Source organism: Gloeobacter violaceus PCC 7421 (assembly GCF_000011385.1).
Lineage (GTDB): Bacteria > Cyanobacteriota > Cyanobacteriia > Gloeobacterales > Gloeobacteraceae > Gloeobacter > Gloeobacter violaceus.
Genome location: NC_005125.1, coordinates 1,683,678 through 1,697,519, shown reverse-complemented (window position 1 = coordinate 1,697,519; position 13,842 = coordinate 1,683,678). Strand labels below are relative to the sequence as shown.

Below are 13,842 nucleotides of genomic sequence, written 5' to 3'. Positions count from 1 at the left end.
AGAATCTATCGACCGTGTTTTTTGGGTGCGATTACGATGCCGAAGTGCCTGTCGGTTATACCGAAACGGTCGCAATTCCCTTTTCTATCCTCCTGGCCGCCCGGCTTCTGGCTGTCGCGGAGCGCTCGGGATGGCCTACTGTTTCGACTGGCCCGGCAAGCTTTCCGGCGGATGTGACCTGAGCAGGTACCGGTCGCGGTACTGCCCTATCGGGCTTTGACGGTACTTATGTTCGAGGTCATCAATGTTGGCTTGCAGCTGTTCATTAATTTGGCGCAGTTGCCCGGCGATGTGGCTAAGGGTCTCGTGATGACGGGCTCGAGTTTCGGGATCCGGAATACGTGGAGTAAGTTCCGCGGTCATGACAGGCTCCAGTCTTCTCTGATTTCTTGAATGCTGCGCTCGCAAGCGGCGATACGCTCGGCAATGAGGTTGTGGCTCAATACCAGCATCCTCATGTTATCAACCGCTCTCTGCTATGGAGTGACCGCAATGTTGCCCATCAAAATCCAAAACCGCCTGTACGCATCTTGAACCTGCTCGCGGATATTGTCCAAGTCGGTCAAGCTGTCGGTGGTCTCAGCCGTTTCTCCAAAGGTCATAAGCAGGCTGCGCTCGACGACTGTCACTTCGTCGAGAAGATCCAGCAGGCGACCTTGTAAATCGAGGATGTCGCGTTTCAGCGGATCAGGTAGCTTCACAAATACCTCAACTTTCTAAATCCGGCGCTCGGTGACCAGGGTCAGGCTTACCCACTCGCCCTTGGCACCGAAGCGGCGGACTATCCGCTGGCGCAGTCCCGGCTCCACCAGCCAGCCCACCTCCAGAAACACCGGCTTGCCCCAGGTGTGGACGAGTGGACCAGTGCAGGAAGCGCCACCCGCCAGTAAAAGCACCTGCACGGGCTGCAAGCCTTCGTCAAACAGCAGGCGCGTCCCCTCGATGCGGGCGGTGGAACTCCAGTCGAAATCGCCCGAGCGCAACTGTTGCACCAGCTGGTCTCCCCGGCGCTCGACGGTAAGGGACGTCTGCGCCACGGTGGGCGGCTGGTAGTCCGGATAGAGGCTCAACGCTTCTCCTTTCCACTCGCCCAAGAGCGCTTCGACGATAAGCGGCGGTGACTCTGCCTCAGGACGGCCTTCGAGGTGCTCGCGGATCAGCGTGATCCGTGACAGCTGGTGATCGGTGTCGTAAAGCTGTACCAGCCTCAGCCGCCGTTTGCCTGCGATGAAGCCGAACTCGGCGCCGAATTCGGTAAGAGGGGCAATTTGCATCGAGCCCTGGCAAAAAGCACCGTCCGGGAAAAACAAGATGCTCTGGCTCAAGGAACTGTAGCGGAAGGCTTTTTCACTGACCACCGAGCCGTCGACGGGCGAGGTAAGCCGCACGACCTGGTGGATGGTCAGGTTGTCATCGAGGCCCTCCAGGCTCACCAGGCTCGGCAGATCCTCCAGCTGCTCGCCGGTGGGCGCGATGCGCGTAAACGAGCCTTTCCAGGCTCCGAGGTTCATCAGCAGACGTTCCCACTGAGAAGTCGAATCGCTCATGGGTCGAACCAACCGGGCGTCCCCATTGTCCCACGTGATCCCGGCCGGTAAGGGCGTGGTAGCATTGCCCGCATACTGCGCTCCCAGGTGGGGTGGAGCCCATGGAAAATTCGGTGGACCAGTTGCGTGTCCGGCTGGCAAGCGCCGTCGTCGGCGAGCGGATTGCAGCGGCCCTCGATTTGCGCTTTTTGCCGCCCGACGAGGCGGTGCCGTTGCTGCAGCAGGCCGCCAAGGATCCCTCCTCGCTGGTGCGCGTCTACGCGGCGGTGGGGCTGGGTAAACAAAAAGCCCCCGGCTGCTTCGAGGCGCTGGAGGAACTGATTTCCCGCGACGAGGTGGGCTCGGTGCGCGCCGAGGCGGCCGGCTCGCTGGGGGCTTTGGGCGATACGCGCGCCTTCGAGGTGCTGGAGCGGACTTACCGCGCCGACACCGACTGGATCGTGCGCTACAGCGCCGTCGTCGCCCTGGGGCAACTGGGGGATGGGCGGGCTTTCGATGTGCTGTGCGACGCGCTGGAAAGTCCCGTGGAGATGACCCGCGACGCCGCCATTACCGGGCTGGGTGCTCTTGGCAACCCGAGCGCCGTCGAGCGATTGCTCCCCTTTGTCGGCCACCCGCAGGCGGAGGTGCGCCGCCGTCTGGCCTACGCCCTGGGCAGGATAGCCGATCCGGCCGGGCGTTCTGCGCTCGCTTACTTGTCCAAGGACAGCGACCCTAAAGTGGCCGAGGCCGCCGCCCAGGCCCTGCAACGGTTGCCCGCCGACACCAACCTGGCCGACGGCGAAGCTGAACGTTAGGTATTTATGGGAGCGTCATCTGGGCGGGAGCCAAGGCAACAGTAGTTTAAAATCGAAGAAAAAAGAGGACAAAAGAGTGAAGTCGTTTTGGGAAGACGCTGGGAAGGTCGCTCTGGTGCTCGAATTACTTAAAGGAAATCCGTTGGCTTTTCTTGCCGTCGTCCTGGTATTGGTTCAGGCTTTTACGAGCTGGCATTCTCGGCGGTTTTTACTATTGATTTATGGCTACGACGTCTGTGCCGTTGCTCCTTTGAGCACTTTTGGATCCAGCTTCGGGGCTACCCCTGGAAAGTACGACCTAAATACATTTACCTTAACTAGCTGGACGGTGCCGGCTGGCGCCACCAACCTCTGAATGAAACCGCACCCAAATTGAAAAGCCATGCTTACCGTTCAACTCGACGACGAAACCGAACGCCAACTGGCAGATATCCTCGCCTACGAACAGACCGACAGAAGCGAACTGGTTCGGCAATTGATCCGTGAGCGCTGGCTAAGCCTGCAAGCCGGCAAATCCATTCTCGAACGTCGTGGTGGTCTTCCTCGCCATCCATTGCAGGATGCCCCTCCAGATCTGTCGGAGCGCGAAAACCGCAAGCAAGCAATTTCTGAATACTTGCGCCAGCGGCAACGGTGAGCCACCACCCACTCGTCCTGGTCGACAGCGGCGTACTGTTTGCTTTCTACAGCAACACCGATACTCACCACAGTCGGGTGGTGCGGTTTTTTGCAAATTGCACAAGTCGGCTGCTAACTACCCCCAGCTGTGTGACGGAGGTGAACTGGTTGCTCAGCCGCGACTGGCGAACCCAGAACGAGTTTTTACTGGATCTGGCTCGCGAAGTCTACGAGTGTGTTCCTCAGCTTCCCCAAGACTTTGTTCGCATCGCCGAGTTGAATGCCCAGTACGCGGATCTTCCTGGGGATTTTGCCGACCTGTCGCTGGTTGCGATCTCTGAGCGACTGGATATCGCTGCCGTCGCAAGCCTCGACAGCGACTTCGATATCTACCGGCGCTACCGTAAGCAGCCGTTCGTCCGCATTCTTTAGATACCGTACTTGCAACTCAGCTTTCGGCCCCGGTGAGCATCAGCCCGGTGATGGCACCGTAAGCATCCACCCAGGCTTGTTTGACCTCGGGGGTCCAGGCGTCGCCCAGGTAAGTTTCGAACGTCTTGAGCAGTGAAGTGCCCACCATCGGGTAGTGCTCAGGAACGATGCCGTAACCCGCGTGGCGGTTGCCCAGATCTTGCAAAGCTGTGCTCAGCACCTGGGGCTGGCGCAGGTTTTCGACCACCAGAACCAGCGAGGCGAGCAATTTTTGCTGCTGGGCTTGCATATCGCTGTGGGCAAACAGCGCTTGGGTCTGCGGAAAATCCGAAAAAAGGTTGTCGTAAAAGCTGGCGGCAAACGCATGGGCGTTCGGTTTGACGCCTTCAAAACTCTGTTCCAACAGCTTTACCTGCAAGGCCATCGCGGTTACCTCCATTAACACTCGACATAACTTCGTCAAGGCAGCGCCGAAAGCTGTACTGCACAACTTTTGACTTCCGGTTGACCCGAAATCGGATCTGATTCGGGGTGGGTGAGGGCGTTGACCTCGGCCGCCTCCGCCCAGAGCGCCCCCCAGTGCATCGGCACAAAGACCGTGCCCGGTGCTACCGCCAGGGTGAGGCGGGCCGGCAGGCGGATAGCGCCCCGGCGCGAGCGCACCTCGACCCAGTCGCCTTCGCCGAGACCGAGTTTGCCCGCGTCGCGGGGGTGGATTTCGATGAACGGCTCAGGGTACAGGTTGAGCAGTTTCTCGATGCGGCCGGTGCGTGTCAGGGTGTGCCAGTGGCCGTAGAGACGGCCGTTGATGAGCACAAAGGGATACTCGGGGTCGGGGGGTTCGGCGAGGCCCCGGGCGTGGCAGGCGGCGAAGCGGGCGCGCGCATCGGGTGTCGCAAAGCGCCAATCGGTGTAAAGCCGCGCTGTGCCCGCCGAACCCGCCGGGCAGGGCCACTGCAACGGTCCCTCGCGCTCCAGGCGGGCGTGGGAGATGCCGGTCATCTCGCAGGGGCGCCCCCGGGTGAGGGCGGCAAATTCGGCAAACACCGCCGCGGCGTCGGCAAAGGCGAACTGCTCGGCGAAGCCCAGACGGCGGCCGACCTCGGCAAAAATTTGCCAGTCGTCGCGCGCCTCGCCCGGGGGAGGGTGAAAAGCCGGGCAGAGGGTGACGCGGCGCTCGGAATTGGTCATCGTGCCGGTCTTTTCGCTCCACTGGGTGGCAGGCAGCAACACGTGGGCGTAGCGGGCCGTCTCGGTCGGATAGTAGCAGTCCTGGTAGACCGTAAAGGGCGAGCGCAGCAGGGCGGCCTTGGTGCGCTCCAGATCCGGCAGGCTCACCGCCGGGTTGGTGGCGGCGATCCAGAAGACTTCGACTGCGCCCGCCTCCAGCGCCTCGATCATCTCCCAGGCGGTGCGCCCCGGCCGCGCCGCGATGCTGCCGGACGGCAACTGCCAGTGTTCTTCGACTTGCCGGCGGTGATCGGGGTCTGCGACGCTGCGGTAACCCGGCAGCAATTGCGACAATCCGCCGGCCTCGCGCCCGCCCATGGCGTTGGGCTGGCCGGTGAGCGAGAAGGGTCCCGATCCGGGCCGACCGATCTGAGCGGTGAGCAGGTGCAAGTTGATGAGGGCGCGCACCTTGGCGGTGCCTTCGATCGACTGATTGATGCCCATCGACCAGAGCGAAAGGACGCGCGCCGAATTTACCCACAGGCGCGCGGCCAGTTCCAGGGCCGCGGTAGTGATCCCGCAGCGGCGGGCGACCGCCTCGGGCGGGTAGTGGCGCACCACCTCGGCCATTGCCGCGAATCCCTGGGTGTGGGCGCCGATAAAGCGCTGGTCGGCGCGATCCCACTGCAAGATCAGGTGGGCGATGCCGTTGAATAGATCGATGTCGCTGCCCGGTCGGATGGCCAGGTGCAGATCCGCCGCCTTGGCGGTGGGCGTGGCGCGCGGATCGACCACCACCAGCCGGGAATTGAGGTCTTGCTTGCGATGTTTGAGCAGGCGGTTGAAGAGCACCGGGTGGCACTCGGCGGTGTTGGTGCCCACCAAAAAGGCGCAATCGGTCAGATCGAGATCGTCGTAGCAGGCGGGCGGGCCGTCGCTACCCAGGCTCTGTAGGTAACCCGACACCGCCGAAGACATGCAAAGTCGCGAGTTGGCGTCGATATGATTGCTTCCCAGGCAGCCTTTGAAGAGCTTCTGGGCGACGTAATAGTCTTCTGTGACAAACTGCCCGGAGCCGTAGAAGCACAGGCTCTCCGGGGAAGCGGCGCGCAACCTCCCGACCACCAGAGCGAGCGCTTCTTCCCAACTGGCTTGCCTGAAAGGTTCATCGAGGCGAGCGCGCACCATCGGGTAGAGCAGGCGATCTTTGCCGATCGATTCGAGCACCGTCGCCCCTTTGACGCAGACCATGCCCAGAGTGGAGGGATGGGCGCGGTCGCCGCGCACGCGCGCATCCGCGGTCACCTCCAGGCCACAGCCCACACCGCAGTAAGGACACAGAGTTTTGGCCAGGGTGTCAGTCGGCAAGGACGGGTTCTCCAAAGCGGTCGTAGAGAAATTCGAGGATGCGGTTTCTGAGGGTGTAGTAGGCCGGGTCTTCGAGGATCTCGGCGCGCGAGCGCGGCCTGTCGAAGGGAACTTCGAAAACTTCGCCGATCGTGGCGGCGGGGCCGTTGGTCATCATCACGATCCGGTCGGCCATCAAGATCGCTTCGTCGATCTCGTGGGTGATCATCAGCACGGTGGTGCGGTCGGCTTCCCAGATCTTGAGCACTTCCTCCTGCATCTCCTCGCGCGTCAGCGCATCGAGGGCACCGAAGGGTTCATCCAAGAGCAGCACCTTCGGCCGAGTGGCAAGCGCCCGGGCGATGGCGACGCGCTGCTTCTGGCCGCCCGAAATCTCCCCCGGTCGCTTGTCGGCCTTGCCGCCAAGGCCGACCAGGGCCAGGTAGCGCTCGACCACCGAACGCTTTTCGCTTTCGGGCGCGCCGGGCATTGTCGAGCGCACCGCCAGATGGACATTCTCGTAGGCGGTGAGCCACGGCAGCAGCGCGTAGTTCTGAAAGACGACCATCCGGTCGGGGCCGGGTTCGTCGGTTTCTTTGCCTTCGAGGATCACCCCGCCCGCGCTGGCCTTGCTGAGGCCCGCCACGATGTTGAGCAAAGTCGATTTGCCGCAGCCGGAGTGGCCCAATAGGGCGATAAATTCGCCTTTGCGGATTTTGAGGGCGACGTCTTTGAGGGCCACGAACGGCCCCTTGGGCGTCGGGAAGATCTTCGAGATATAGCTCAATTCGAGAAAGGGCTGAATCATGGTGGCGGGTAGGGTTAGACGGCATTGAGCGAGCGGGCGGACTTGCGAATGGCGAAGCGTTCGATATAGGCAGTCGGGTCGTCGGGCTCGAGCGTGTCGCCCCCGGGCAGGGTCAGGGGCCGGTAGACCGGCTCGGGCGGCGCTGCGATGCCCAGTTGGGCGCAAGCTTCGCGGGCGGGCTCGTCGCGCCAGACGCGGTCGATGGCGGTGCGCCAGTTAACCGGAAGGGAGGTGAGCAGTCCCCAGCGGGCCAACTGGGTGAGGATCCACAGCCTTTCGGTGGGATTGGCGCTCCAGCCGTCGAAGCGGTTGAAGCCTTCGAGGCGCTCAGGTGCCCCGAAGCCGCGGTCGTAGTTGCCCGAAAGCCCCATCGCGGCGTAGGCAGGGTCGGCGTTGACGTAATTTTTAGCGCAGACCAGGCGGATGACCTCCTCGCGGTGGGCCGGGTCCGCCGCGTAGCGGCAGGCTTCGATGAGGGCTTTGACCAGCGCCAGGTGCGTCTTCGGGTGAGCCGCGGCCCAGGCTGCGCGCACGCCCAGCACTTTTTCGAGGTGGCCGGACCACAGATCGAGGCTGGTGGCGGGCACAAAACCGAGCCCCTCGTGGACGGCGCGGGCATTCCACGGCTCGCCCGTGCAGTAGCCGTCGATGTTGCCCGCCTGCAGATTGGCCACCATCTGCGGCGGTGGGATGACGATCAGATCCACGTCCTTGTCCGGGTCGATGCCCACTTCCGCAAGCCAGTGGCGCAACAGTAAGTTGTGCATCGAGGTGGCGTGGACGACGCCCAGCACGGGACGCCGCCCGTCCCCCCCGCTTTTGACGAGGCGGGCGAAGCCCTCGCGGTCGCGCACGCCTTGATCCCAGTAGCGACGGTGCAGGGTGACGGCGTTGCCGTTGCGGGTGAGGTCCAGCGAAGCCACCAGGGGCACACCGGCGCCGCCCAGCATCCCGGCGAAGGCCATCGGGGCGACGATCTGGGCGGCATCGAGGCGTTCTTCGACCAGTCCTTCGAGGACCGCCTTCCAACTGGGCTCGCGCGAAAGGCTCACTTCGAGACCGTGGTGGGCAAAAAAGCCCTTCTCCTGGGCAATCACCAGCGGCGCACAATCGGAAAGGGGCACGAAACCGACCGCGAGGGCGGTCTTTTCCAGATTGCCGCCGGATGATGTAGTGGCGGGAGTTCTGACGGGTGCGCCCTGGGCGGCTTTTTTGGCCTTGTTGAGAAAATACAGAAGCTCGTTGCGCTGGCGGTAGTAGTGGGGGTTGTTGATCACCTCCATGCGCGTGCGCGGCCGGGGCAATTCGACCGTCATCAACTCGGCGACTTTCGCCGCCGGACCGTTGCTCATCATCACGATTCGATCGGAGAGCAGGAGCGCTTCTTCGACGTCGTGGGTGACCATCACCACCGTGATCCGGTGGGCTTCCCAGATCTTGAGCAGCTGCTCCTGCAATCGTCCGCGCGTCAGCGCGTCGAGGGCCCCGAAGGGTTCATCGAGCAGCAGCACCTTCGGCCGGGTGGCAAGCGCCCGGGCGATCCCGACCCGCTGGCGCATGCCGCCTGAGATCTGGCCGGGCTTTTTGTCGGCGGCGGCGCGCAGGCTCACCATCTCCAGGTGCTCTTCGACAATCCGCCCGCGGGCGGCTTCGTCGATTTGTTTGTGCACAGCCTTGACCGCGAGGGCGATATTCTGGCGCACGGTGAGCCACGGCAACAGCGAATGGTTCTGAAAGGCGACCATCCGGTCCGGCCCGGGGCCGCTCACCGCCACGCCGTCCACCACCACCCGGCCGGCGGTGACCAGCCCCAACCCGGCAATCAGGTTCAGCAGCGTCGATTTGCCGCAGCCGGAGTGGCCGATGATCGAGACGAATTCGCCCTGCTGGATCTGCAGATTGACGTTTTTGAGCGCTTCGTAGGGCGAGCCGTCCCGAGCGGTAAAGGTCTTGCCCGCGTTCTGAACTTCAAGAAAGGCCATTTGTGTTTACTCCGAAGCGACCAGCAGGCGGCCGGCGTAGTAGATCATCCGATCCAGGACAAAGCCCACCAGCCCGACGCACAGCACCGCCAGGATGATGTCGGCCATGCGCGAGCTGTTATAAGAATCCCAGATAAAAAAGCCGATGCCGACGCCGCCGGTGAGCATCTCGGCGGCGACAATCGCCAGCCAGGCGAGACCGACGGCGATGCGCAGCCCCGTAAAGATATAAGAAGCCGCCGAAGGTAGCAAGATCTGAAAGAAGTAAGTGGGTTTTGAAAGCTTCAGGACGCTAGCGACGTTGCGGTAGTCCTGGGGGGTTGAGCGCACGCCGACGGCGGTGTTGATGATAATCGGCCAGACGGCGGTGATGAAGATGACGAAAATCGCGCTCGGGTTCGCCTGGCTGAGGGCCGCCAGGGCAATCGGCAGCCACGCCAGGGGTGGGATCGTGCGCAACACCTGAAAGATCGGGTCGAGGGCCAGCTGGAAGGACCGCATCGAACCCATCAAAATGCCCACTGAGACACCGACCACCGCCGCCAGGGTGTAGCCAATTGCCACGCGCTGCAGCGAGGCAGCCAGTTGCCAGGCAATACCGACGTCGTTCTCGCTGTTGTTAAAAAAGCCCGTAATCAGCGGCTGCACGTCCTGGACCACCTGCAGCGGCCCCGGCAGCGTGCCGGTAAGCCCCGCCGCACTGAGGCCCTGCCAGATGCCCAAAAATATCGCCACCGCGATCAGCGGCAGTACTACGGTGCTGCTGCGCTCCAGCAAAGCTTTCACCTGGGGACTGGTTCCGGCTGCTTCGCCCCGCGCCGGGGCGATGGCCGTCTCGTTTGTCGTCGTCATGAATTTTTCCCGCTAGTGAGAGGCCCGGTCGTTCAGGCCAGTTTCTTGAGCTTGACGCTCTTGAGGTACGCTTCCGGCTTGGTCGGGTCGAAGGCGACGCCGTCGAAGAATTTTTCGACACCCCGGGAGGTGCCTTTGGGAGCCGGCTGGCCCAGGGCCTTGGCCGCCTCGCGCCAGAGATCCTCGCGGTTGACCGCCGCCACCAGCTTTTTGGTGTCGGTGGTCGCGGGCAGGACGCCCCAGCGGATGTCCTCGGTCAAAAACCACAGATCGTGGCTCTGATAAGGGTAAGAAGCAAAATCTTTCCAGAACTGCATGATGTGGGGGCTGTTGCGCTCCACCGGCCGACCGTCGCCGTAGTCGATGATGCCCTTGTAGCGCGCCACGATGTCGGAGACCGGGGCGCCTATCCAGCTGCGCTTGCTGACAACCTGGGCCAGTTCGTCCTTGTTCTCGGCCTTGTCGGCCCAGATCTGGGCCTCCTGCACCGCCATCAACAGCGCTTTTGTCGCCTTCGGATATTTCTCGACGTAGTCGGCGCGCAGGGCAAAGGATTTTTCCGGGTGGCGGTTCCAGATTTGGCCGGTGGTCACCGCCGTGTAGCCGATCTGCTGGTTGATGAGCTGCTGGTGCCACGGCTCGCCCACGCAAAAAGCGTCGGTGACGCCGGTCTTCATGTTGGCCACCATCTGCGGGGGCGGCACGGTGATCATCTTGACGTCGGTCTCCGGGTCGATGCCGCCAGCGGCGAGCCAGTAGCGCAGCCACGCCCAGTGGGTGCCCCCCGGGAAAGTCTGAGCGACGGTAATCGGATCGCCGTTGGCTTTGGCCTTGAGCGCTTCTGCCTTCATCGGCGCGGCGTCGAGGCCCACCTTGAGGAGCTTATATTTGTTGGCCACCGAGATGCCCTGGCCGTTGACGTTGAGCCTGGCCAGGATGAACATCGGCACTTTCTTACTGCCTTTGGTGATGTTGCCGTTGGCAATCAGATACACCATCGGCGTGAGGATGTGGGCGCCGTCGATACCGCCGCCCCCGGCACCCAGTTCGAGGTTGTCGCGGGTCACCCCCCACGACGCCTGCTTGGCGACCTCGACGTCCTTCATGCCGTATTTGTCGAACAGACCTTTTTCTTTGGCGATCACCAGCGGCGCGCAGTCGCTGAGCGAAATAAATCCAAGCCGGGCCTTGGTGGTCTCAGGGGCGTCGGCCGCCCCCACATAACCGGGGGTCAGCAGCGAACCGACCGTGGCCGCCGCGGCTGCCTGGAGCAAGCCGCGGCGGGTGAGCGTGAACTGGGCGGAATCTTCGGGCATGGCGGAAGTCTGCAATCTGGCCTTTGTTTACATCAGGAAACACGCTGTACCGCGGCCTAATCGTGTTTTCTGATACACAAAATCCCAGGATCGCAACATTTGTTATCAAGCCGATAACCACATGGAATGCCCGTCAGGGATGTCGGCCCTGCTTGGCGGCTGGAGGCACAAAGATGTGTCTTCTAGAAAATCTTTAGTGCGCAAAAGCGGGAAGGGCCGCGCCCTGCCGGCTTGTATCCTGAAGAGCCCGCTTCAGGAAAGACGGCTCTGCCATTCCAGGCGCGCGATACATTCGAACGTACTGTCGTGGAATGCGAAGATGAAATGCTTGTACTTCGCAAATTGTTCAGGCCGATAGTTGGGATGAACCGTGTGCATTCGTTCGAGCGCCCAAATCCAAGATGAATTTTCAACTTCGAACACTGCGTACGGCTCGAGGCCTCGTTGTGCCAAAGGGTGGCCCGCGAACGCTTCATCGTTTGGCGGGCCGAACAGATGAGCGATGGCATCGGTGAAGAGGACAAGTGCGCAGGGTTCCCCTTGCGAATGCACATCGGCAATGTGAACGCTCGAGCCGTCCCAGCCCTCTTCGCGTTCTTCCAGGTAGTACGCCAGATGCAGAAAATGCTCACCAAATATGGCAGCGGGACAGGGAGCACCGACCGAAGATTGCGGCAGATCCTTGCGCTCGGTGATGAAATCCCGATTATCGATTGAGTACATGGGTAGGTGAACGGGCAATCTCTAGTCCATTATCCCCAACTCTTTTGATAGATCAGGGGTCAGCATCACTCATGGTTTTGAAAAAGGGCAATTCTATTGCCTTCGCTATCTTCAAACTCAGCAACAAAACCAAGTTCTCCAACAGGCGTCATGGGTAAAAGCACAGCTCCGCCGTTTAACTGCACTTTGCTTAAGGTGTCGTCGATATCTGAGGAGTTCAGATAAATCAATGAGCCATTCTTCGAAGGTACGTAAATCTCGCCCTGAGCCAGAGCGCCGCTGATTCCCTCTTGGCCTTCATAGATTGGAAAAAGGGCCATCTCATTGCCATGGATCTGCTCTTTGACAAAGTGATAACCAAACACAGCGGAGTAAAATTGCACGGCGCGCTCGATGTCGAGGACGGGTATTTCAAAATAGGATGCGGGGTTCTTCATCGCACCGGCTCCACGGGCAGACGGCTACTTTCCAGCTTATTTGCAGCCGAACTTTTTGTGCAGGATCCTGTGGCTGCTTTTGAGATCGACTTTGGCGATAAGACAGCCTTCGACGTAGTGCCATGGCTGCTGAAAGGACCGCCAGCCGTGCAGGGCGCGCAGGTTGGCAAAGAGCACGATGACGAATTTGTAGATGATCGACGGTTTTCCCCTGATACCTGACACCTGACACCTGAGTTGCCTACAATAAAGCGCCTGCGTGGACTTGGTGCGATGTCTCGATGTCTGTTGCCCCGTCGTCAGTTGCTCCGGCTTTTGGCCGCTACGCCGGTGCTGATGGTGCCGCAGCGGGGGGAGGCTGCCCAGGTGGGGGTGGCTGAGGTGTGCGCTGAAGCGGTGAAGGCGGCCCGGCAGGCGGGGGCGAGTTATGCCGATATTCGCCTTATCCGGCAGCGGCAGCAGGTGCTCGTGGCGCGCAACGACCGGATGGCGCAACTGAGCGATGAGGAGACGTATGGGTTTGGGGTTCGCTGCCTGGCGAAGGGGGCCTGGGGATTTGCCAGTTCCGCCGCTGTTACCCCCGCAAGTGCAAAGCAGACCGCTCGATGGGCGGTGGAGATCGCCAAAGCGAGCGCCCTGGCCCAGCAGACGCCCATCAAGCTCGCTCCTGAGCCTGTCCACCGCGGTCAGTTCCGCTCGCCGCGCACCGTCGAGAGCTTCGAGGTGCCGGTGGATAAAAAAGTGGATCTGCTGCTGGCCTGCACGGAGCAGATGCGTAGGGTGAACGAGGTGAAGGTGGCGACGGGTTTTATTTTTTTGATGGGTACGGATAAGTACTTTGCGTCGAGCGAAGGGGCGCTGCTGCACATCGAAAGCCTGATCACCCACGGCGGGATCACGGCCTATGCCGCCGGGGAGGGCGATCAGCAGTCGCGCTTTTATGAAATCCATCCGCTGCAGGCGGGTTGGGAACATATCGAGGCGGGAAATTTGCTCGCCAACGCCGAGCGGGTCGCTGGGGAGGCCAAACAAAAACTGACCGCCGCCGAGGCGCCCCAGGGGATTTTTGATCTGGTTCTCGACGGAGAGAATCTGCACCTGACGATTCACGAGAGCGTCGGCCATGCCACCGAACTGGACCGCGCCCTGGGCTATGAGGCCGACTACGCCGGGACGACTTTTGCCACTCCCGATCAGTTGGGCCGCCTCCAGTACGGCTCAGCCCAGGTCAATCTGGTGGCCGACAATACGCTTGCGGGGGGGCTCGCCTCGCTGGGCTACGACGATGAGGGGGTGGCTGCCCAGCGGTGGGATATCGTGCGCGAGGGGCGGCTGGTGGGCTACTCCACCAACCGGGAGGTGGCTCCTCAGGTGGGTTTCAGGCGCTCCCACGGGTCCTGCCGCTGCGAGAGCTGGGAATTTATGCCGATCGTGCGCATCGCCAATGTCGGCCTGGCCCCAGGGGCAGGATCGCCGGAGGACTTGATTGCCGATACCAAAGACGGCGTCTATATCGAGAGCACCGGCACCTACTCGATCGACCAGAAGCGGCTCAATTTTCAATTTGGCGGCGATCTTTTTTATCGCATCCGGGGCGGCAAAAAAGCGGAGATGCTCAAAGATGTCGTCTACCGGGGCACGACCCCCGCCTTCTGGGGTGCCTGCGACGCGGTGTGCGGTCCTGAGTACTGGCGGCCCTGGGGGCTCATCAACTGCGGCAAAGGCCAGCCGGGGCAGGCGGGGCGGATGACCCACGGCGCCGCCCCGGCCCGCTTCCGGCAGATTGAAGTCGGTTCGGGTCGAAAGATTTAGC

At 61.9% G+C, this 13,842-nt stretch carries 17 protein-coding genes; 5 read left to right on the top strand and 12 right to left on the bottom strand.

Going from position 1 to position 13,842, the window contains the following annotated elements; genetic code table 11:
- Positions 1 to 135: 135 nt before the first annotated feature.
- The 3 genes from GLL_RS08205 to GLL_RS08195 all read right to left on the bottom strand — a co-directional run bounded on the left by GLL_RS08205 (position 136) and on the right by GLL_RS08195 (position 1,547).
- Complete coding sequence (locus GLL_RS08205) at positions 136 to 363, bottom strand: hypothetical protein (protein WP_164928814.1); 228 nt, start codon at positions 361 to 363, stop codon at positions 136 to 138.
- Positions 364 to 476: 113 nt separating this feature from the next.
- Complete coding sequence (locus tag GLL_RS08200; protein ID WP_011141576.1) at positions 477 to 701, bottom strand: hypothetical protein; 225 nt, start codon at positions 699 to 701, stop codon at positions 477 to 479.
- 15 nt (positions 702 to 716) lie between these two features.
- The gene (locus GLL_RS08195) at positions 717 to 1,547 is read right to left on the bottom strand and encodes a DUF3598 family protein (protein ID WP_011141575.1); all 831 of its coding nucleotides are present in this window, start codon (positions 1,545 to 1,547) and stop codon (positions 717 to 719) included.
- A 101-nt stretch (positions 1,548 to 1,648) separates the two neighbouring features.
- On the opposite strand from GLL_RS08195, the gene GLL_RS08190 reads away from it, so the two are divergent.
- From GLL_RS08190 to GLL_RS08175, 4 genes are all read left to right on the top strand, one after another.
- A complete protein-coding gene (locus tag GLL_RS08190; protein ID WP_164928813.1) occupies positions 1,649 to 2,344 on the top strand; it encodes a HEAT repeat domain-containing protein in 696 nt (231 codons plus the stop codon).
- Between the two features lie 76 nt (positions 2,345 to 2,420).
- Complete coding sequence (locus GLL_RS08185; RefSeq protein ID WP_164928812.1) at positions 2,421 to 2,699, top strand: hypothetical protein; 279 nt, start codon at positions 2,421 to 2,423, stop codon at positions 2,697 to 2,699.
- Positions 2,700 to 2,726: 27 nt separating this feature from the next.
- Positions 2,727 to 2,981: a hypothetical protein gene (locus GLL_RS08180; protein WP_011141573.1), complete on the top strand. Its 255-nt coding sequence runs from the start codon at positions 2,727 to 2,729 to the stop codon at positions 2,979 to 2,981.
- The gene (locus GLL_RS08175; protein WP_011141572.1) at positions 2,978 to 3,394 is read left to right on the top strand and encodes a type II toxin-antitoxin system VapC family toxin; all 417 of its coding nucleotides are present in this window, start codon (positions 2,978 to 2,980) and stop codon (positions 3,392 to 3,394) included. Before GLL_RS08180 ends, GLL_RS08175 begins: the two co-directional genes overlap by 4 nt.
- 16 nt (positions 3,395 to 3,410) lie before the next feature.
- On the opposite strand, the gene GLL_RS08170 is transcribed toward GLL_RS08175, so the two are convergent.
- From GLL_RS08170 to GLL_RS08130, 9 genes are all read right to left on the bottom strand, one after another.
- Positions 3,411 to 3,818: a globin family protein gene (locus tag GLL_RS08170; protein ID WP_164928811.1), complete on the bottom strand. Its 408-nt coding sequence runs from the start codon at positions 3,816 to 3,818 to the stop codon at positions 3,411 to 3,413.
- A 35-nt stretch (positions 3,819 to 3,853) separates the two neighbouring features.
- The gene (locus GLL_RS08165) at positions 3,854 to 5,932 is read right to left on the bottom strand and encodes a molybdopterin oxidoreductase family protein (protein ID WP_011141570.1); all 2,079 of its coding nucleotides are present in this window, start codon (positions 5,930 to 5,932) and stop codon (positions 3,854 to 3,856) included.
- Entirely contained in the window at positions 5,922 to 6,719 is a 798-nt protein-coding gene (locus GLL_RS08160; RefSeq protein ID WP_011141569.1) for an ABC transporter ATP-binding protein, read from the bottom strand. Before GLL_RS08160 ends, GLL_RS08165 begins: the two co-directional genes overlap by 11 nt.
- Positions 6,720 to 6,733: 14 nt before the next feature.
- Positions 6,734 to 8,701, bottom strand: a complete 1,968-nt coding sequence (locus GLL_RS08155; protein WP_011141568.1) for a nitrate ABC transporter ATP-binding protein — start codon at positions 8,699 to 8,701, stop codon at positions 6,734 to 6,736.
- A 6-nt stretch (positions 8,702 to 8,707) separates the two neighbouring features.
- Positions 8,708 to 9,553, bottom strand: coding sequence for a nitrate ABC transporter permease (ntrB, locus tag GLL_RS08150; protein ID WP_011141567.1), 846 nt, complete (start codon positions 9,551 to 9,553; stop codon positions 8,708 to 8,710).
- A 32-nt stretch (positions 9,554 to 9,585) separates the two neighbouring features.
- Positions 9,586 to 10,869 (bottom strand): CmpA/NrtA family ABC transporter substrate-binding protein, encoded by a 1,284-nt coding sequence (locus tag GLL_RS08145; protein ID WP_011141566.1) that lies wholly within the window; start codon positions 10,867 to 10,869, stop codon positions 9,586 to 9,588.
- A gap of 252 nt (positions 10,870 to 11,121) precedes the next feature.
- Complete coding sequence (locus GLL_RS08140) at positions 11,122 to 11,592, bottom strand: hypothetical protein (protein ID WP_011141565.1); 471 nt, start codon at positions 11,590 to 11,592, stop codon at positions 11,122 to 11,124.
- A 65-nt stretch (positions 11,593 to 11,657) separates the two neighbouring features.
- Positions 11,658 to 12,029, bottom strand: a complete 372-nt coding sequence (locus GLL_RS08135) for a VOC family protein (RefSeq protein WP_011141564.1) — start codon at positions 12,027 to 12,029, stop codon at positions 11,658 to 11,660.
- A gap of 36 nt (positions 12,030 to 12,065) precedes the next feature.
- Positions 12,066 to 12,254 carry a hypothetical protein gene (locus tag GLL_RS08130; RefSeq protein ID WP_011141563.1) on the bottom strand — a complete coding sequence of 63 codons (189 nt, stop codon included), beginning with the start codon at positions 12,252 to 12,254 and terminating at the stop codon, positions 12,066 to 12,068.
- Between the two features lie 48 nt (positions 12,255 to 12,302).
- Between GLL_RS08130 and GLL_RS08125 the strand changes: the two genes are divergently transcribed.
- Positions 12,303 to 13,841 (top strand): TldD/PmbA family protein, encoded by a 1,539-nt coding sequence (locus GLL_RS08125; RefSeq protein WP_011141562.1) that lies wholly within the window; start codon positions 12,303 to 12,305, stop codon positions 13,839 to 13,841.
- Position 13,842: the final 1 nt, after the last annotated feature.